The organism is Paraburkholderia dipogonis, assembly GCF_042680985.1.
Taxonomy (GTDB): domain Bacteria; phylum Pseudomonadota; class Gammaproteobacteria; order Burkholderiales; family Burkholderiaceae; genus Paraburkholderia; species Paraburkholderia phytofirmans.
The window spans coordinates 15,702-36,219 of sequence record NZ_JBHUFR010000031.1 but is presented as its reverse complement, the minus strand read 5'-3'; the positions used below and the strand labels follow the sequence as shown (position 1 = coordinate 36,219).

Below are 20,518 nucleotides of genomic sequence, written 5' to 3'. Positions count from 1 at the left end.
AAAGATCGGTTACGCATTCACCACCAAACCGGCACCGCGCGCCGCTGACATCAACCATCAGCATCACAACCACCCGGCACCGCTTCGTTCTGCGTCGCTGCATCAGCAGCAGAGAAACGAGATTATGGAGAGCGACTGACACTTCGTCAACCCCCTTTTGTGAATTTTCTTTTGATCAGGCGCCGATCGACGCCAGAACACGCTTCCCCTATATATAGGGAGAGTTGTGGAAACGTGATCCCGCCGTGTGCCGACAACCGAACTCCTCTATAGTGAGGAGCTTGAAAACAGCGAATGTGCACGCACCTAGATGCATCGGTTAGGCGACCGCTACGCCCGACCGGCGGCCCAAGGACGGACCTGCGACAAACGCGCATGATGAAAAGATGTGCACACGATGAGCGCAAAGCCCCAAGCTCGGATATAATGCGAGCCGCGCGAATTTCGCACATTTCTATCGGCCCGCTTCGAGCGGGCTCATCTTTTTTGCTCCCCAGAGCACAGCCAAACAACCGCGTTGAGTCACTCAGGTGATGTTGAGCCATGCTCGAAACGCCTGACGGTCGCGTCTTGCGTCTCATAGCGAAGCCTCTAGAGGAGAATACGTGAACCCTTTTGATCGCGAAGATTCGCAACACGAAACCGCCGCCTACACCGCCAAAGCGCCTTCGGGCCGCACGGCCAAGGGCAAGGGCGCCGGTAAAGCGATCCCCGTGGCAGCCGAACTGCCGCCGCAGCAAGCCGAAGAACGTCAGCGCCAGATGCGCGCGCTGATCCAGCTGGGTAAGGAGCAAGGCTACCTGACCCACGCGCAGATCAACGATCACCTGCCCGACAACTTCGCGCAGACGGCCGCTATCGACAGCATCGTCAGCGCGTTCAACGACATGGGCGTGCAGGTCTACGAACAGGCCCCGGACGCGGAAACGCTGCTGCTCAACTCGAACGCCCCGGCCGTCGTATCGGACGATCAGGCGGACGAGGAAACCGAAGTCGCCCTGTCCACCGTCGACTCCGAATTCGGCCGCACGACCGACCCGGTGCGCATGTACATGCGTGAAATGGGCGCGACCGAACTGCTGACGCGCGCCGGCGAAATCGCGATTGCGAAGCGCATCGAAGACGGCCTGCATGAAATGGTGCAGGCGATCGCCGCTTGCCCGCTCGCGATCTCGGCCATTCTGGCGAGCGCCCAGCAGGTTGCCGACGGCGAGCTGCGCATCGACGAACTGGTCGACGGTCTGAATGAAGACACCCTCGCCGCCGAAGAAGACAGCACCAGCGCAGACGCATCTGCCGACGTCGACGCCGACACGGACAGCGACGACGACGAAGACAGCGACGACGACGTCGGCCCGGCCGACTCCTCGGCGGCAGACGAAGCGCGTCTGAAGCAACTCACGAGCGACTGCCTCGAAATCTTCGCGCAGGTCGGCATGCTGTCCGACCAGATGAACGCTTCGCACACGCGCGGCGACGTCACCTCGAAGGCGTACCAGCGCGCACGCGAAGAGATCCAGCAGCACCTCGCGAAGATCCGCTTCACGGCACGCACCATCGACCGCCTGTGCGGCGACGTGCAGCAGCAGGTCGCGCAAGTTCGCGCGATCGAGCGCAACATTCTGCAAATCGTCGTCTCGAAGAGCGGCATGCCGCGCGAGAAGTTCATCGAGTCGTTCGCCGGTCATGAAGCCGACCTCGGCTGGACGGAACGTGCGGCGCGCGGTGCGTCGTCGTACGGCGCGGCGCTGGAGCGCCATTTGCCGGCAATTCAGTCCGAACAGCAAAAGCTGATCGAAATCGAAGCAACGGTTTCGCTGCCGCTGAAGCATCTGAAAGAGATCAACCGCCAGATGGTCGCGGCCGAATCGAAGATGCGCAAGGCGAAGAGCGAGATGATCGAGGCGAATCTGCGTCTCGTGATCTCGATCGCGAAGAAGTACGTGAACCGCGGCATGCTGTTCCTCGATCTGATCCAGGAAGGCAACATCGGCTTGATGAAGGCGGTGGACAAGTTCGAATACCGTCGCGGCTGGAAGTTCTCCACGTACGCAACGTGGTGGGTCCGCCAGGCTGTGACGCGTTCGCTCGCCGACCAGGCTCGCACGATCCGCGTGCCGGTGCACATGATCGAAACGATCAACAAGCTCAACCGCATTTCGCGCGAAATCCTGCAGCAGACCGGTCAGGAAGCGCATCCGTCCGTGCTCGCAGAACGCATGGAACTCTCGGAAGAGAAGGTGCGCGGTATTCTGAAGATCGCGAAGCAGCCGGTGTCGATGGAAACGCCGGTCGGCGACGACGGCGATGCCACGCTCGGCGATATGATCGAAGACTCGGCAGCGTCCTCGCCGGCCGACGCCGCGATGCAAGCCGACTTGCGCGCCGCCATCGACGACGCGCTCGACTCGCTGTCGCCGCGCGAAGCAAAGGTGCTGCGTATGCGTTATGGCATCAACACGAAGTCGGACCACACGCTCGAAGAAGTCGGCAAGCAGTTCGACGTCACGCGTGAACGGATTCGTCAGATCGAGAGCAAGGCCATGCGCAAGCTGATGCACCCGAGCCGCGCCGACCGCCTGAAGTCGTTCCTCGACCGCTAAGCCAGCCGCTAAAGCAACCCTTAAGCCGTCAATAGCGCTTGCCCTGCGTCACGCACGGCAAGCGCTTTCTTTTTCCCTCGCCCCCTTCAGGCAAGCAGCGAAATGATCCCGCCGATCGTGATTCCCGCTGCCAGCCATCGCCCGGCCGTGTAGAACGCGTTGTGCGCTTCCTGAGGCTGATCCGGACGCTCAAGCCCGAGCGTGCCGTACGCAAACGATTTGACCGCTGAAACGCTAGACGCGGATGTGTCCTCACTCCCGGAATCGCTGACCGCATCACCCTGACCCGAATTGCCTTCTTGCGCCGCCGCTGCCGTGCCTTCCGCGGAAATGTGGACGGAGTCGTCCTGCGTGGATGCATCCGCAGTCGATGTCTGTACGGCAGCGTCGTGCGTTGCGGACGGGCTTTTCGTCGTCGCGCGGTCCGGTCCCGGCAGTGTCGACGACAACGCACTGTCGATTTGCATAGCAACCTCCGTTGATTTTGCTTTTCGATACCCGGCCGCCGCCCCACGCACAGCAAAACGAGCGCCTATGCAGTCGCGCCGCAAACAGTCTGTCGCCGTCACGCAGCCGGTCATAACTCCTATCGACCTCGGTTCGCCGAAACTTGAGCACCGGTAAGAAAAGGTAAGCACTTTCTGCTGGATCGCCGCGTCCACGCGTTGCCGATACCCGTGGTCGTACGCGCGCTGAACCGCCTGAACCAACGACCGTCCGCGCACCTTTCTCCGGTAACGCCGCCTACAACCGCCAATTGCACGCATACCTCACCACACAGCCGCACGCGCAAACCCCGCTACACAGCCATCAGCAGCGGCAACCACCTGCAACCCGCCCCCGCGCCAACCATTCCCCCGCTAACAGGCATAGTCGTTGCGCGCTCCCTGTGTACGCTTTTTACGAGGAGCACATCATGACTACGCTCGATCCCCAAGTCCCGGCATCCGCCGACACGCAGGGCGCAAATATTGTTGGAGTCGGCATTGGCGACGGTCCCGGACCGGATGTCATGGCGGCAGCCTCGCTCGACGGAAACAAGGTGATGTCGTCCGACGGCGAACACGTCGGCAAGATCTCCGACATCATGCTCGACGTGCGCGGCGGGCGGATCGCCTACGCGGTGTTGTCCACCGGCGGCTTTCTCGGCATCGGCGACACGCTTCACGCCATTCCGTGGAGCGCGCTCACGCTCGACACGGACGACAAATGCTTCGTGATCGATGCAAGCGCCGACCGGATCAAGAACGCACCCGGTTTCGATAAGGATAACTGGCCTTCCATGGCGGACATGCAATGGGGCACGGCCGTGCACGAGTATTACAAACGCCCGCCGTATTGGGCTGCCACGCGCGAGGTAGTGGAAGAGCGGCGATTGGACACCGGCCTTTGATCATCAGACGGGCCGAGTCGAGCCGCATGAGCCGCCTCTTTCAGAGGCGCGCTCGTGGTCGAACTTGTCTGCCATATTTGTCCACAGAAAATGTTCGCAAGGCTGTGGACAACCTGCGCATGACTCACCCAAATCCTTGAACGCACTGGCTTTCGTCGCCGCGCTCTGAATGAGTCTCACGCCTCGCAATACGCCTCACGGCTTGCCGCACATCGACCGGACAGCGGCCCATTCTTGCGGCGTCAACGCACTGTCTCCGAGCGGTGACCCTTGGCTTTGCTTCTGCCGATCGCTCGTCCGCGGATGATCGGAAAGAAACTCCACAGCCGCGCCCGCACTGCCGTCGCGTTTGTCACTCAACGCAAAAAACCCAGCAAGCCCATCGCTGCGCAAACCGCTTGCTTGCAGATAGGCCACGCCGTTCGCATCGGCGAGGCGCTCCATCTCGCGGCTGTACGACAATCCGACGAGTCGCCCGGCCAGCGACGACACATCGGCAAAACCAAAATTGATGCCGAGCGTTGCGCTGATCACGCCGATGCCCGCGCCGCGAAACAACGCGACCATCGGATCACGCCGCGCGATATGGCCGGTCTCGTGCGCCATCACGCCGGCCAGTCGATCGGCGTTGCCGACCCGCTCGATCAAACCGCGCATGATCACCATGCGCGCGCCGGGCAGCGTCAGCGCATTGACCATCTTGCGGTCGATCACCTCCAGATGAACGGGTTGAGCGATACCCGCTGCGCGAGCGAGCCGCGCTTCGAGTTGCTCGAGCGCGCGCTGCCCCTCTTCACCGCGACACACCTTGTGTTTGCCGACGACGACTGCTTCCACCATTTCGCCAAGGTGGTTTTCCACGCTGCGCGGCACCAGCGCGGCGCCCACCGTCGGCAATCGCACGACAAGCACGAACGCAAGCACCAGCGCCGCCATGCCAACAGCCATCCACCCAAGATAATGCCGACGCTTCATGCGCGGCGGCATGATCCGCGCCGGCAACGTAGCGGCATCGGTCGAGACGCGACCCGGCTCGCCTTTGCACGACAACGCAACGCGCCCATCCGGATCGGGTTCGCCGACGACCAGCCGCGCGCGCGGCCACACGGCCAGTTCACCCGCTACGCCGTCGATGGACAGATACGCGTCGCTCCAACGCAGCGTCGCCACATGAGCCGCGGCACTGCGTCCGTCGTAAAAGCGCGTGCTCGTCGAGCGCGTGCCCTCTGAATCGGAGAGAGTCAACACCACCTCAGAATCAGAACGCGCCGCCGTGATCGAGCAGGTTCAACATGCCCTCGCCGGTACGTGGCGGCGTCTGATCGCTTTGAGCCAGCGTTTGCGGATCGAGCTGACTCGACACTTGCAGCGTATCCGCCGCGAGTCGCATCACGCGATGCAGCACGATCGGCAAACCCAAACCGAGCGTGAACACGACGATGGCCAGATTGCCGAGGATCATGCCAAGCAGACGCCCCGCGGTAATGCTGCTGCCGAAGCGCAATTGCGAGCTCAGCGTCGTATTACCCATGACATGGCGCGTGACCAGCGCCAAGTAAAAGCACTGAATCAGCAACGCGCCGACGATGAACAGCACGTAAAACAGAAACACCGAGCCGATCGCGGCGAGCGCGGCGGGATCGTTGCCCTTGAGCGGAGCGTGACCGACCGGCAGCAGCGCCAGGAAGCTCTTGAAGAAGATCGCGCCGAGCACGATCAGCAGCACGACCACGCCGACAAACGTCCCGACGAACGCCGCATACAACGCGCGGGCGCGGCCTTCGAAGTGAAACGGCAAGCTGCCGAAACTGCTCGCGTTGATGCGGCGTTCAGCGAGGCGCATCGACACCCACGGCACCATCTGGCCGAGCGTGACGATGCACAGCAGGCCATACAGCAAGACATACACGCCATAGACGAACGACGAGCCGGTCATGCCGCCGCGAATCCCGCACCACTGCGTGCGACTCAGGCGATAACGCTGCGCACTGAAATAAGCGCCCGCCGCGACCACGGCGATCACGACATACAGGAGAAGAAGCGGCAACGCACCCAGCAACGCGCTCCCCGTGACGGCGCGCAGAATCGCGCTGAGAATGCCCGCGCCGACAATCGCGCCAATCATGATCGCGATCGCCAGCAAAAACCCTTTGAACAATTCACCGCCGGTGCCGGTGTATTCAAATCGCTCACCTTGAAACCGCATGCGCGACCAGATATAGCGACGCGTATTGGTGGTCGCCCAAAATCGATAAATGCCTAGCGTGATGATCTGCAGCAACAGATTTTTGATGAAGATCCCGTACAACTCGCCAATCTTGCCGTCATAGGTCAAGAGCGGCTGCTTCTGGTCGAGTGAATTCATTTTTCTTCTGCCCCATTTCACGAACTGACGTTTTTATGGCCCGCATTCGCGTAAGCGTTGCGGGCTGCTGACCGACGAGTGCTTCTGTTTTACGGCAATACAAAGGTCTTCACGAGTGTCAATTCACCGGCTTTGCGCATCGGCACGCGAATCGTTTCGCTCTTTTCGTTCGGCGTATTCTCGTTCGTGATGATGGTCACTTGCGCGACGGTCATATCGGCGCCGCTATTGCCGCTGCCGTAGTAATTCACATAGACCAGATACGTACCTTTCAACGGCGCCGCGGACGAATAAATCTCAGGCCCGTAACCCGTCGTCACGTCGACGTCGAGCGCGCCGCCGTTCGGCGCGACGCGCTCGCCGTACCAGGTGTGCACGCCGTCTGGTGAGACGACGTGCAGATCCAGATCGGTGCCGTCGGTGTCCCACGCGAGCAGCACGCGCAGCTTCGGCTGGGTCTTGCCGCTGTAGGCGTCGTAGAACTGCACGCGCTTGCGGCTGCCGTCCGGCGCGCGCAGTTCGACACCGTTGCTGCCGGCAGGAAACGCATACGGACGCGAGAACCTGCCGTCCTCTTCCACGCGCTGCGGCAGCGGCGTGCCGTCTACGACCAGCGTCCCCACCGACGTGCCATTTTTCTTCTTCGGCGTGTTGCGGATCTGCCCTTCGATCAGCGCGAATCTGGACTGCCCCTCCGGCGTCGACACCGCCACCGCAGGGTAATGCACGTCCTGCGTATAGCGCTCGCTGTCGCCGCTCGTGTTGCGCCAGCCGTTCAACGGCGCGGCGAAATCGATGTCGCTCGCGTACGTCACCGGCGCTGCCAGCAAGCAGGCCAAACTGGCCGAACAGGCCAGTGCAAGCCATGTGCGGCTCGCCTTCATCCAACCCGTCGTCTGGACTTTCATCGTCACTGCTCCCATCCCGCTGTCAGAGTCGCTCGCTTTTCACGAGCATCAGGTCGCCGATCTTGCGCAGCGGCACGACCATCGTTTCACGCCGTTCGTTCGGCGTGTTTTCGTTGAACACCAGCGTCAACGTCGCCGTGATCACGTCGCGATCGTGCGCGGCGGCGTCGAAGTTATAGCCGGTCGAATCGAAATTGCCCCAGTAATTCAGAAAGAACAGCCACGTGCCATGCTCGGGCGCCGCCGACGAAAAAATGCCCGGCCCCGCGCCGTCCACCGAGTCGACATCGAAACCGCTGCCGTCTTCGAGTGTCGGATTCGCGAAGAACGCGTGCAGGCCGCCCGGCGTAATCACGTGCAGATCGACCTGCGCATGCGGATCGTCCCACGTGACCATCGCGCGCAGTTTCGCTTGCGGCTTGCTGCGGTCCGCCTCGTAGAACTGCATGCGCTGGTGCTGTTTGCCATCGGCGGAAATCAACTCGATGCTGTTCGAGCCCGCGCCGAACGCCCACGGCCGCGCGAACGCGCCTTCGTCGTCGGTGTAGAGCGGCGTGGGGTTGCCGTTGACGACGAGCGTCGGCGGCTTACGCGCGTGTTTGTCGATGTGCTTCAGGCGCCCTTCGATCAGCGTGCGATAACGCTGCGCGCCGCGATCGACCGGCGGCCGCGGATAGGCCGCGACGAAATGCTCACCCTCGTTGGTCAGTCCACTGTGACGCCAGCCGCTGAACGCGCCAGTCATGTCGGCTATCGCACCGTCCGCGTCGGCGGCTTGGGCGTTCGGTGCGATCAGACAGAGCGCGAGCGTAGCCACGGTTGCAGCAAGCTTCACGACCGCGCGAGTACGCAGATCGCGCCGCATAGACAACCAGCGCAACAAGGATATCGGCGAGCGCGAGACGGTATTCATTGGATCGGATTGTCGGTACGAATCAGCGTGCGCGCGGTGCGCTCGACAAACGCCTCGTCGAGCCCACGCGGATGATGCTGAAACGCGAGGTGAATGTATTCATGCGCCAACGCGATACGGTCCTCTTCGGTCTGCAACCGGTACACGTACACGCGATTGCGCTGCGCATCCGCGTACGGCCGACCTTCGCGCACGGCGCACACCGCGGGCAGATCGGGCGTTTCGTAGCCCGCCGCGCCGTCCATGCGCCGCGCCCATATCGGCGCGTTGCGCTGCAGCCATGCCTGCGCGCCGGCCACTTCGACGCAATTGCCCGACAGCGGACTCTGGAACGAAGTCAGCGTCGCTTGCGGCCACGTGCGCGCGAGAATGGCGTCGAAAGTCAGGCCGGTTTGCGCCGACGCTTTGGCCGCCAGCCAGCTCATCTGTCCCGGCGCCGCTTTGTCGTGGTGATACTGAACGGGCACGCCCGTGAGCACGAGCGCGTCGGTGAGATCGGCGGCATGGCGCGCGGCGGCTGTCGGCGCACGTGGCAGAACACGCTGCGTCCTGCTGCTGTCGTCGATACGGAAACAGCCGTGGTCGTGACTGCCGTGCTGCACGACGTATGTGCGCGCCGCGACCGCCAGCGCCTTCGCCGCTTCCGCCTGGCTCGTGTCGCCTTCACGCTCGACCACGCGCGCCACGTAGTCGTTCATGCCGAAACGGCCCACTACTTGCGGCGCACCGGCCGCATCGCGATCGAGCCGCAACTCGCCGCGGCTCGTCAGCCGCGCCCAATTGCCATTGACGAAGCCGACGCGAAAATCGCCGCGCAACGGACCTTCGGGCGCGGCGGCCGGTCCCTTGTCGCCGAGCACTTCGCGAATCGGATAGCGGCTGAAGAAATCGACCAGCACGCAGGCGCTGTCGTCCGGCACAGTGACTTGCGTGAGCAGCGGCGCGATGCGCGGCGCGGCGGCCGCCAGCACGCGCGCGCTGCCGCCCGGACCGCCGAGCCACACCGGCGTGCCGTCGGCGAGCCAGCCGGCCGCGCCGCCGATCGAAGCCAAGGGACGCGCCGGATCCGGCATCGTCCAGGTCTTGGCGCGCAACACGCTGCCATAGAGCGACACCGTGCCTTCACCGCGTCCGCTGGTCAGCACCGACACCAGCGTGCTCGCTGCCGCTTCGCGCGGCCGGACGGGCATCGCCTGCAAAGCGGCGAGCAGTTCGGTCACCGGCACGCGATGCGTGGGCGTCATGGCGCGCAGATCACGTAGCCAGGCCGGCGCGTGTGCGGCGGTCCAGTACTTGCGCCAGTCGGTGGAATCGAGCTGCAGGCGCGCGGGCTCGAAGAAAAGTCCGCACGACTGCACCAGCGCATGTTCACGGTCGATATGACCGCCTGTCATGCAGCAATACACTTCTTCCGGGTCGCCGCCGCTGCAGGCGTAATCCGGCGTGGCGATATTGCGGTCCAGCAAATAGCCGTAGACGAACAGTTTCCAGACGCTGCCGATCGGCGTCTCCAGCTTCGCGGGCAAGACACCCGCGGCCTGCGGCGAGAAGCCGAGCGCGGCGCCGCTGCCGTCGACCTGCCAAAGCCGGGTCTGGCCGTCGCGCAACCAGGCGAAGCGCAGCATCTGCGACGAAGATCGCGCTGACATTCCAGCGGACGTCGCGGTGCTCATTCCAGTAGCGGCATCCGTTGCGTTAGCCAATGCGCCTGCAGACGAAGCCACCGCATACGCCGGCACGCTCGGTCCAACGCAAGCGAGTCCCACGCCCACGGCAAGCGCGATCCGCAGCCTAACTGCCAGACGATCGCGTAGAGGCCGTAGCGCACGGAACATGGCGGTCTCGTCTCGCTTACTGGATGCGCAACGTCGTCACGCGATCGCTCTTGCCGCCTTCGAACGCCTTCGCGTCCGGCTGATACATGCGGAAGTAGCGCGCGGGCGGCAGCGCAAACGTGCCGGGCAACGCGAAGCGCACTAGTTGCCGCAGCGTAACCGGCCGGTCGAGCAAAGGCACAGGCTGGTGATAAGCCAGTTCACCCATCTCGTACGACGCCACGCGCTGGAACGGCTGCGGACCGCTGGCGCCGTCTTTCGCGCCCGGCAGACCGTCGATCGACACGCCCCAGCTCGTTGCCTCGACGTCGCCGCCCGGCGGCAGCGGCACGTCGAGCAGACCATAGTGGTAAGCGTTGCCGGAGCGCGGCGTGAGCGTGACTTCGTCGACGTACAGCGCATTGCTGTCGATCGCGTCGCCCTGCTTCATCAGACGCGCGGTGAAGGCCGAACGCCCCAACTGGCTCTCGCCGGCGGCGTCCTTCTTCTTCGGATCGACCGCGACTTCGACCGGTTCGAGCTTGTAGAAACGCCGCTCGACGGTGATGTTCAAGCGGCTGTCTTCGCTCGTGTGGCTGCGGAACGAAACCAGCGCGTTGACGTCGGTGCGCGCGGCGCCGGCATCGAGCGTGGTCGGCTGCGCTGCGCCGGTCCACTTATAGAGCGGCGTGCCGGTCGGCGTCGTGGCACGTGTCCAGCCCGCGCCCTGGGGCGAAGGCAGCGACGCGGCAGCCGGATCCGCGCCGAGCGACTTGCGCAGCCACAGCAGCGTCAAGGCGCGATCGAGCGTCGGATAGTCGGCGCTGCTTTTTGCCAGCAATGCCGGGGCATCGGCGCTCGCTCCGCCGTCGCCCGTCATCGCGATGAGGCTTTGCACCAGCGGCGCGGGATCGTTCACGAGCGTGAGGCGCGCTGCGCCCGCCGCAGCGTCGAAACCGTCGGGAATTTGCGCGCTCGTGCTGCGCGCCATGCTCGCGATCAGCAGCGTCGCCATCTGCTTGCCACGCGGCGAATCGGCCTGCGCGAACACGATGCTGTCCGACGCGCCGTACGTGCCGCTACGCGCGGGCGCTTTAGCGGTGGCTGCGGCATCGCTCATCAGATCCGCGGCCACGCCTGAGACCGGCGTCGCGACCGGCAGGCCCATCTGCTGCATGAACCACAAAGCCAGCGCGCGATGCAATAGAGGCTCTTTGGCCCCGGCGTCGCGATACACGTCCATGGCGTGCTGCCAGTTGTCGGCGGGCAGGCTGATGCCGAGGCTGCGGCTCGCGAGCCAGTCCGCGTAATACGCGTAGGCCGTAATCAGCGCGCTGCCGCCGGTGGTATCGCCCCACCAGCCGAACGTGCCGCCGACGCCCGCGAGCATCGCCAGACGCTGCCGCTGATTGCGCAGCAGCGCTTCGAGCCCTTGCGTCGAGTTCGCATTGTCGCCGTGGCCGATCGCATCGTGCGCAAGCGCCAGCGGAATCAGACGGCTCGAAGTCTGCTCGGCGCAACCGTATGGATAGTTGATCAGATCGTCGGCGACGCGCATGAACTGGCTCTGCGCGCTGCCGATAAAACGCACGCTCACATCCTGCGCGTCTTGCGGCAGATTGAGCGGCTTGTTCGAGCCGTCGAGCGCCACCGTGTTCTGATGCAGATCGAGCCAGCCGCTCGCGTCGAGATGAATCGTGGTTTGCAGACGATCGACGTCCTTACCCGCGCTGCGCAGCGACGCGTTGATCACGCCGTCCTTCAGCGCGCCGCTTGGCAAACGCAGATAGTTCGCGCCGCGCTTGAGCGTGACCTTCTGATTGAGCGACAACCCGCCGCCGTCCACTACCCACTGCGCGTCCATATCCGCGTCGGTCTGATTGAACGCGATCATGTCGATGGCCGGCTGATCGTTGACGCGGAAGTGCGACGGCCCGCTCCACTTCAGATACAGCGCCTTGTCCGAGCGCACGTAAGCAGTGCGCTGACCGACCATGCCATCCGGCGCCGCCGCGCGCACCGTAATGCGCCAGCGCGCCAGCGAATCCGGCATCTTGAACGTCATGGTGGCATGGCCGCTCGCGTCGGTTTTCAGATTGCTTTCCCACGCCGCCGTGTCCTGATCGTCGCGGCGCGGCCGTTCGAGCACCTTCACGCCGCGCTCGTTGTAGTTGGCGCGCTGCGGTCCGCCCGGCGCGCCCTTCAGCGGCGAGCGCGCGAGGTCGTAGGTAATGAACGACAGGCTCGACGAGGTCCGCACGTTATTGCGGCGCGGGTGATAGAAAAAGTCGACGATATTCGGCGCGATTTCCGGCTGCAACACGTAGACCATTTCATCGACCACGCTCACCGTCAGGTTCGCCGCTTCCGGCTTGCCGTTCAACGTGCTGTCGAAACTCAGCGTGACCGTGTCGCCCGGTCCGTACACAGACTTGTCGCTCTTTACGTTCAGTTCGATCTGCGGTTGCGCGACCACGATGCCCGCGTTCTGGAACACGTATTCGCCGCCGTGCACGTACAACACAGAGAACGTCATGTTCGGCGCGAAGTCAGCGCCGACCTTGATGCGCGCTTTCCATTGCGACGGCGCCACGCGTTGCAACTGCAGCCAGTCGCCGCCCGCCGTCAGCAACGCGCGACGCTCGACGTTGTCGCGTTCGAGCGTGAGCAATGCGTCGTCGACCGGCAGCGGGAACGTGATCAATGCTTCCGCGGTATCGCCGATCTTGTACTTGTCGCGATCGAACACGATCTCGACGCTGCCTGGAATCGCCTTCAGGCCATCGCCCGCGACCCAGTGGCTGGTGGCGGCGAGCAGGTTGCCCAAGTCGTCCTTCACCGACAACATGTACGAACCCGGTTCGTCGAACTGCACCGGGAACGACAGCTTGCCGCTCGTGCTCGCGCCCTTCAACGCGCCTTCGCCATGCGTTTGCGATTCGAGACACGTCCATTCGTATTTCGACGGCGCATGCGACGCCGGATCGATCGTACCTAGCGCCTGCAAATCGAAGCTGACCGCCTCCTTCGGTTGCGAGAACGACTTGGCCGTGATCAAGCGATACGGCGTGGCGCCGCGCGCGATCAGCACTTCGCGCGTCACGCGCACCTTGTACGCCGCGCCGTCCTGTGCGAACAGCGTCAGCGCGTAGCGGCTCGGCTCTTTCGCGGCCGGCAACGTCAGGCTCGCGTTGCCGTCGCTATCCGTCTTCAGTTCCTGCTGGTCGAGCTTGACCGGGAACAGTCCCGCATAACGCAATTCACCGTCGACGATCGTCACTTTCTGCGCGCGCAGCGTGACCGAAATCTTGCTGTCGCGCACCGGTTTGCCGTCCGGATAGCGCAACTGGATCTTGCCCTTCAGCGCCTCGCCGGTCGCGTAGTCGGCTTTATCCATCGACAGGTTCACGTCGAAGTGCGGCTTCACATATTCGGCGACGCGAAACGCGCTGCCATACACATCGCCGTTGTAGTCGAAGCGCAGCGTGTAGCCGCCGGCGGTGGCGTCGGCGGGCAGCGTGAACGCGGTGTCCGCGCCGGTGTCGGAGGCGAAATGCACTTTGCTGGTCGCTACCGGCGCGCCGTTCGGATCGAGCACGTCGAGCTTGATATCAGCCTCGGCCGGCGCCGACGACTGCGTCGCATTCTGAAACGTGCGGCCGATGAACTTCACATGCACCGGATCGCCCGGCCGGTACATCGGCCGATCGGTCACCGCGTAGATCTTGGTGTTGTAGATCTCGCTGTCGTAGTAGAAATTCTCGGAGACGAACACGCCGCCCTGCGGATCGACGCCGAGCACATAGCTGCGCTCGGGGCTCACGTGTTGCAGCACCAGCGCGCCGTCGCCGCCGGTCGTGCCGCTTTGCAGAACGCCCACGCCGTCGGTCCAGTTCACTTCCGTATTCGCCACGGGCTTGCCGTTATCGCGCCGCGTGGTCCACACCAGCATGCCGCTCGACGCGGCCTTCACGACCGCCACCGTGTCCGACACGAACAGCAGCGTATGCGCGCGATAGTTGCCGATCACCGCCTCGACGATATACAGCCCCGGCGGCAATTTGCCGACCGGAATCATCACGTTGCCCGAACTGGCTTCGATAAAGTTACTGCTGCTGCCCGCGAGATTCACACCTTTGGGCGGCTCGATCACTTTCGCGTCCCAGATCGGATAGCGGAAACGCGCGACCATGTCGTAGCCTTTGAGCGGCGCGAATTGCGAGTTCGGCTCGAACTGCGTTTGCTTGCCGGTCTGTTCGCCGAGCTTGAATTGCGGCGCCGCTTCGGTCGCCTTGCTGCGGGTCGCGAACGACAACACCCGCTGCCATGCGCGGCGTGCTTCGGTATACCAGCGGTCCCACAGATACGCGAGCGTATTCGCGAGCCCCTCTCCCTGATAATTCGGCGCGACATTCAGCCGATGCAGATTCTTTTGCGCCTTCAGAAAATCCAGCGGCTTCGGCACGCGATACACGACGATGTCCGCGCCGCCGTATGCTTGCAATGCATCCTTGAAATCGCGGCCCGGCGCTTCGAGCCGCACTTGTGCCAGTTGATCGCTGCCGAAGCTCGCGTCCGAAAGCAGGAAGAACGGCTGACCGTCCACCTTCTGCGAGCTGAAGTTGCTCGACGGCGCCGTCTGCAGCGTTGGATTTCCAGCGATGTTGGCATCAGCGGCGGCCGCGCCCGACGCTTCGTCGTCCGCATGAGCGGCGGGTGCGATGACCAGCGTCAACGCTGCGACTAGCGCCGCGAACGTGCATGCCGCGCGACGGCGTGCCTTGCTCAGCCAACCGCTCGATCGTGTGACGGAAATCATTCGGGTCATGGTGTCAGAAAGTCCAAACGAAACACGCCGACGAAATTCGGATTGCCGTCGAGCGGCTGCCAGCGGGAGTCTTTCCATTGCATCAGGTCGGAGACGGCGACGGCGCGCAGACCGGTATCGGTCGGCGTGACGGTGCCTGTGTGATAAGCGATGTAGCGATCCAGCCAGATCATCAGATGCTGGTCGTCGCCCTGGTCGAAGAACAGCAGATCGCCGGGCAGCGCCTGGTTCACGTCCTTCGAAACGAAACGGCTATTGCGTTGAATCAGTGCGATCGCCGATGCGTACGCGCCGGTGGAACCGTCGAGCTGGGTCCAGCGGTTGGCGATGCCGCGCTGCGCCGCGGACAGTTGCAGTTCGGGCGGCATGCTGCTCGTATCCGCGAGACTGGTCATGCCGTTGGCGCGCAGCCATCGGGTGTCGTGCGGCCGGAGCGTCTCGCCGACCGCGAAGCGCACGAGGCCCGCGCAATCGCGCTGGGTCCAGCGCGGCGTCGGTCCGCGCCGCATCTGCTGATCGACGATGCGCGCGAACCACGCACGAAATGCCGCGGATTGTTGCGGGGAGAGTGCGTCGGGATCGGGGGATGCGGTGGTGCTGGTGAGCGCGTACGCGCAGGGCGCGAGTGTCGCGATGGCGAACACGGCAGCGGTGCTTGCAAGCCATGCTCGGCGCGACGTGGGGAAAGCGTGGGTCGGGGGGAGTTCGGCATGCGCGGACTGTGTGGCGTGCGTTGGCTGCGCAGCATACGTGGGCTGCGTGGCGTGCGTTGACTGCGTAGCATGCTCGGTCTGCATGGCGTGCGTCGACTGCGCAGCATGCGTAGGCTGCGCAGCGTCCTCGCGCCCCGCTACGCGCTCAAGCGCGCGCGCCGCGAATGCCGCGTCGAATACGCGAGGGCGGCGCACTCAGTCGCCCTCGGTGCCGGGTTGATCCGCGGGCGTATCCGCAGCGCTCGTATTCGAACCTGCATTCGCCTTCGCGCGATCGAACCACCACTCCACCGGCACCCAGCCCGTCGAGCCGGGCAGATTCTGCGGCAGCGTCAGCGAAACCGGCGGGTAATGAGCGAGTGCGTGCAGCTTCGGCAAGAGATGCGTGCGCGACGCGTTGCGGAACACCGCTTCCTGATCCGCCGGCAACGCCGCGCCGGCCTCGCGTTCGATCAGCGCGGCTGCAGACGACGGCGTGAGCGTCAAAATCGTGCGCGGCAGACGTTGCGGCGTGAGCGTGTCGGCGAGCGCCGGGTACCGCTTGTCGAGCACCGCGAGCGTGTCGTCGACGAGGCGGCCGTCCGGCGAGAAAATCACATAGCCGTGCGCAAGCGCGAGCGTGACCGGGAAATAACGTTCCGCCGACAACTGCGACGCGAACGACGCCTTGCTGGTCACCGCCGTGCCCGAACGCGCGCTCACCGGACGCTGCCACACCGTGACGTCCGCGCCCTGGTCGCGCGTGGTGACCGGCAGGCGGCGATAGCCCGAGTCGGCGCCGTCGGCTTTGGCGGCCTTCGCTTCATAAGCGCCGATCACATCGCCGAAAGTCTTGCCGAGCGCGGTCTTCAATGCGGCGACGCCGGCCGCGTCCTGCGTCTTCACGCGCGCGACGAACACCGGCGCGACCAGCGTGGACTTCGCATACCAGCACACCGCCGCGGGGCCGGTGAGCTGATCGCCGATCGCTGCAGCGTTGTCCGCGCCGCCGCCGGCCACTTTGCCCAACAGTCCCGAGGCTTCTTTCCAGTCCGCCGGCAAGCTCGTGCAGGCGGCGGCATTGACCGGCAACGCGCGCCACAGGTCGGCGCCATTCCAACGCTGAGGCAACTTGCCCGGGTCGATCAGCGCCGAGGTCTGCCAGTTCGCCGCGGCGTTGCCGTTGCCGTTCGGCGAGAAGTCGAAGCGCAGTGCGTCGATACCGGAGAAGAACGCCTGATAACCGAACGACAGGTAATTGGCCGACATCACCAGCCGGTGGCCCTTCGGCGCGTCGCCGACTGCGTCGAGCCGATAGGCGCGCGCGGCATCGTCGCGGCCCGAGGACAGCATCTCCGAGACGGCATCGGCGCGCTCGCTCAGCAGCGCACCCTTGCCGTCGAGCAATACGCCGGGCGCGGACAACACCACCAGACGGTCGTCTTTGCTGGCAAACAGCAGCGTGCGGCCGACCGCCAGCTTCAGTGCATAGACGGGCACGTCGCCGGAGAGCCTGGCCACCTGACTCAGTTGCGCGTCGCTCGTGGCGACATTGCCCACGCCTTGCAGCAGCTTGGCAAAGCCGTTGCGATGCATGGACATCACCCAGTAGCCAAGGCGACCGTCGGGCGAGCGCCACAGCAACACGTGCGCGGGTTCGTCGAAGACGCGGCGGATCAGTTCGTCGCGCCAGTCGAGTTGATGTTCGAACGCGAGACGCCGCAGCGCGCCCTCGGCGGACAGGCGCGTATTGCTCGATTCGTAGTAGTCGACGAAGTCTTGTGTCAGCACGTCGTGCAGCAGCGGCACGCGCAGGATGTCGCGCGGCAAACGCGAGAGCGCTTCGCTGTCGATCACCGCGTCAGGGTGATGAATATCGAGGACGACTTCGCTGTTTTCGGCGACCTTGCGATGACCAAAAGGACGCCACACCGCCTGAATGACCACGCCGGCCACGACCAGAAGACCGACTACCAGGATTGCAATCTTTTTGCGCGACATCTTCATCTGATTTCTTCTGGTTCGATGCGACGGTATTAACGCGGATGCCCAGTGGATTAAGCCAGCGGGATCAATCTCCGAAGGCAGCGATGATAACCGATATTTTTATCTAAAAACCAGCGACACTTCCTCTTTAACAGTCCGACTTGCTTCATGAGTTTGACAAAATCAGAAACACGCCTGATTAAGGGATTTGGAAACGTATCCACTGGACATGGCGATTCGATTCGTTAAACGGCGCAAGCCAGCGGAAGCTTATATGCAGAAACACGCGACAGATGGCCGCGCCGTCTTGCGAATGGTGTCCGTCGACCTGGATGGCATTACTTGTCCGCAGCCTTTATCCTAAATCCGCTTAATTTAGCGTACGCGTAAAAAAACCCAGCAGCACGCAATGTGCTCGCCGGGTTATTTCAGGCATCGCGATTACTACTTTGATGCGAGCACTACCTAAGCCGCGGTCAAAAATGTTCGAGCGCCTGCTTCATTCTCTGTACGCCGGTCTCGATATCCGCTATGCCAGGCGCGGCAAATGACAAGCGCAGTGCCGACGAATCGATATTGTCTTTATAGAACGCGACGCCCGGCACAAACATCACATTGCGCTCGATACAGGCGCGCAGATAATCGGACGCATTCTGACCGGCCTTCAATCGCGCCCATACGAACATGCCGCCGGCAGGACGATGAAACGCGATCTGATCCGCCAGTTGCGCTTCGAGCGCGTCGCATAGCGTGCGGCATTTCACGGCGTAGGCGTCGACGATGCGCGGCAAATGCCGCTCCAGCGCGCCGCTTGCGAGGTACTCCGCGGCGATCGCCTGGGTCCACGGCGAACTGCACAGATCGACGGTCTGCTTGGCGACCACGCAGCGTCGCAGAATCTCCGCGTGCGCGAGCATCCAGCCCACGCGCAAGCCCGGCGCGACGATCTTCGAGAGACTGGAGAAATGCACGACCCAGTCGCGCGATCCCGGCACCTGTTCGCTCAGCGCGAGCAGTGAAGGCAACGCCGCGCCAGTGAAGCGCAGATCGCCATACGGATCGTCTTCGACGATCAGAAAGCGGTGGCGCGCCGCCAGCTTCAGCAACGCCGTGCGGCGTTCGAGCGACAAGGTCGCGCCGGTCGGATTCGCAAACGTGGGCACCGTATACAACAGCTTCGGCGCGCGGCGCAGCGTGCCCGAGTCGAGCAGCGTAGCGAGCGCGTCGATATCGAGGCCGTCCTGATCGACCGGAATCGTCACCACGTCGGCCTCTTGCAGCTTGAGCGCCTGCAAGGTCGCGGGATAAGCGGGCTGCTCGACCAGCACCAGGTCGCCGGGCGCGACCATCACGCGCAGCAGCAAATCGAAGCCCTGCTGCGAGCCGGTCGTCACTAGCACGTCCTGCGGCGCGCACGACACGCCGCGGCGCGCCATCAGGTGCGCGAGTTGTTCTTTGAGGACAGGCAGGCCGTCGGTGGGGCCGTATTGCAGGCAGAGCGTGGTGTGTTGCGACGCGCGCGCTGCAGCGGCATCGAGCCCTTCACGATCGAACAGATCGCTCGCCGGATAGCCGCCGGCAAACGAGATCATGCCGGGTTGCGCCAGATACTTGAAGAGTTCGCGGATCGGCGAACCGGTTGGCGCTTCGAATGCGGGATTGAACGTAAACATGGTGACGGGCCGCTTCTCAGGAAGAAAGATCGTCGCTGATTGTGACCATCGCCAAGGTGCGCGGCAAACGATATCTACGCACTACGTATTGCGTTTTCCGCATCATCCCGATGCACGCGGCTACACGACGTTCTTCTCCACGATGGGCCGATTTTCCAGCACACGCGTGAAGCTCAACGAGCCCAGATCGAGCGTCGTATAGCGGCCGTGCAGAATCAGTTCGCTGATGCCGCGTCCCGTTGCCGGCCCTTGCTGCAAACCGTGCCCGCTAAAACCGTTGGCGAAGATGCAGTTATCGACATCCGGGTGATAGCCGATGATCGCGTTCTGATCGAGCACGTTGTATTCGTAGTAGCCGGACCAGCAATTCTGCACGCGCAGCGCTTCGAATTGCGGCACGCGATGCGCGAGCGTCGGCCAGATCACGTCGTCGAAGAGCGCGTGATCGACTTCGTCGAGCGGCAGATCGTCAGGGTCGTTATCCGCCGACGGCGACGTACCGCAGATAAACGATTTGCCTTCAGGACGGAAATAAACGCCGCTCGGATCGATCAGCAGCGGGCACCGTTCCAGTTGCCCCGGCGAGGTAACGTTAAAAATACTGCGGCGCCGCGCGTAGACCGGAATGTCGATGCCGACCATCTGCGCGACTTTGCGCGACCATGCGCCGGCTGCATTGACCACCACGTCGCAGGCGTAAGTCTCGCCGTTCGCGGTCTGTACTTGCGTGACGCGTTTGCCGTCGCGATGGATGGCGCTGACGTCGGCGGCGACGTAGCGCGCGCCGAGCGACTGCGCCTTCTTGCGTAGCGCCTGCACGAGTCCATAGCCGTCGAACCAGCCCTCGCCGCTTTCACCGTACGCGCCGGCCACGAGGTCTTCCGTGTTGAGCCAGGGAAAGCGCGCTTGCAATGCGTGCGGGTCGAGCAGGCTGATATCCGCGCCGAGGCTCGTTTGCAGCGCGTGGTTCTCGCGCAGCGTCGCCTCGCCGGCGGGCGTCGCGAGGAACAGGTAGCCGCCTTCGTGCAGATCGATCGACGGTTTGGCGCCGTCGACTTCGAGCCGTTCGCCGATCGAGCGCAAAAACTCGATGCCGAACAGCGACATCTGTATGGAAAGCGGTGTGGAAAATTGCTGACGGATCGACGCCGCCGATAGCGCCGACGAAGACCGCGCATACGTCGGATCGCGTTCGATCACCGTGACGCTGACCGTCGGATCGGACAGCCGCAAGAAATACGCAATCGAGCTGCCGATCACCCCACCGCCAACGATCACGACTTTGGAACTCACGTCTCACTCCACGAGTAGCGTGGCCGCTCGCAAACGCCGGCGGCGCAAAC

The 20,518-nt window shown here is 63.7% G+C and carries 13 protein-coding genes; 2 read left to right on the top strand and 11 right to left on the bottom strand.

The annotated features are described in order from the left end of the window. The first annotated feature begins 605 nt into the window (after positions 1–605). A complete protein-coding gene (rpoD, locus tag ACFSNN_RS34025; RefSeq protein ID WP_134462427.1) occupies positions 606–2,603 on the top strand; it encodes an RNA polymerase sigma factor RpoD in 1,998 nt (665 codons plus the stop codon). An 86-nt stretch (positions 2,604–2,689) separates the two neighbouring features. On the opposite strand, the gene ACFSNN_RS34020 is transcribed toward rpoD, so the two are convergent. Next, positions 2,690–3,070, bottom strand: a complete 381-nt coding sequence (locus ACFSNN_RS34020) for a hypothetical protein (RefSeq protein ID WP_134462424.1) — start codon at positions 3,068–3,070, stop codon at positions 2,690–2,692. 449 nt (positions 3,071–3,519) lie between these two features. Here ACFSNN_RS34020 and ACFSNN_RS34015 point away from each other — a divergent pair, with 449 nt between their 5' ends. Then, positions 3,520–3,996 carry a PRC-barrel domain-containing protein gene (locus ACFSNN_RS34015; protein WP_134462421.1) on the top strand — a complete coding sequence of 159 codons (477 nt, stop codon included), beginning with the start codon at positions 3,520–3,522 and terminating at the stop codon, positions 3,994–3,996. A 195-nt stretch (positions 3,997–4,191) separates the two neighbouring features. On the opposite strand, the gene ACFSNN_RS34010 is transcribed toward ACFSNN_RS34015, so the two are convergent. The 10 genes from ACFSNN_RS34010 to ACFSNN_RS33965 all read right to left on the bottom strand — a co-directional run bounded on the left by ACFSNN_RS34010 (position 4,192) and on the right by ACFSNN_RS33965 (position 20,468). Next, a complete protein-coding gene (locus tag ACFSNN_RS34010) occupies positions 4,192–5,241 on the bottom strand; it encodes a M48 family metallopeptidase (protein WP_134462418.1) in 1,050 nt (349 codons plus the stop codon). Positions 5,242–5,254: 13 nt separating this feature from the next. Beyond that, the gene (locus ACFSNN_RS34005; RefSeq protein WP_134462415.1) at positions 5,255–6,361 is read right to left on the bottom strand and encodes a YjgN family protein; all 1,107 of its coding nucleotides are present in this window, start codon (positions 6,359–6,361) and stop codon (positions 5,255–5,257) included. An 89-nt stretch (positions 6,362–6,450) separates the two neighbouring features. After that, the gene (locus ACFSNN_RS34000) at positions 6,451–7,269 is read right to left on the bottom strand and encodes a YfaP family protein (RefSeq protein ID WP_134462412.1); all 819 of its coding nucleotides are present in this window, start codon (positions 7,267–7,269) and stop codon (positions 6,451–6,453) included. A gap of 22 nt (positions 7,270–7,291) precedes the next feature. Beyond that, positions 7,292–8,134: a YfaP family protein gene (locus tag ACFSNN_RS33995; protein WP_377689067.1), complete on the bottom strand. Its 843-nt coding sequence runs from the start codon at positions 8,132–8,134 to the stop codon at positions 7,292–7,294. A 44-nt stretch (positions 8,135–8,178) separates the two neighbouring features. Beyond that, positions 8,179–10,017 (bottom strand): DUF2300 domain-containing protein, encoded by a 1,839-nt coding sequence (locus ACFSNN_RS33990; protein WP_377779210.1) that lies wholly within the window; start codon positions 10,015–10,017, stop codon positions 8,179–8,181. A 16-nt stretch (positions 10,018–10,033) separates the two neighbouring features. Continuing rightward, on the bottom strand, positions 10,034–14,824 hold the full coding sequence (locus tag ACFSNN_RS33985) for an alpha-2-macroglobulin family protein (RefSeq protein ID WP_134462403.1): 4,791 nt from the start codon (positions 14,822–14,824) through the stop codon (positions 10,034–10,036). Then, complete coding sequence (locus ACFSNN_RS33980) at positions 14,821–15,621, bottom strand: DUF1175 domain-containing protein (protein ID WP_134465537.1); 801 nt, start codon at positions 15,619–15,621, stop codon at positions 14,821–14,823. The genes ACFSNN_RS33985 and ACFSNN_RS33980 overlap by 4 nt, the downstream gene beginning before the upstream one ends. 111 nt (positions 15,622–15,732) lie before the next feature. Beyond that, positions 15,733–17,523: a DUF2138 domain-containing protein gene (locus ACFSNN_RS33975; RefSeq protein WP_134462399.1), complete on the bottom strand. Its 1,791-nt coding sequence runs from the start codon at positions 17,521–17,523 to the stop codon at positions 15,733–15,735. 455 nt (positions 17,524–17,978) lie between these two features. Continuing rightward, entirely contained in the window at positions 17,979–19,175 is a 1,197-nt protein-coding gene (locus tag ACFSNN_RS33970; RefSeq protein ID WP_134462396.1) for an aminotransferase-like domain-containing protein, read from the bottom strand. 120 nt (positions 19,176–19,295) lie between these two features. Then, complete coding sequence (locus ACFSNN_RS33965) at positions 19,296–20,468, bottom strand: NAD(P)/FAD-dependent oxidoreductase (protein WP_134462393.1); 1,173 nt, start codon at positions 20,466–20,468, stop codon at positions 19,296–19,298. Positions 20,469–20,518: the final 50 nt, after the last annotated feature.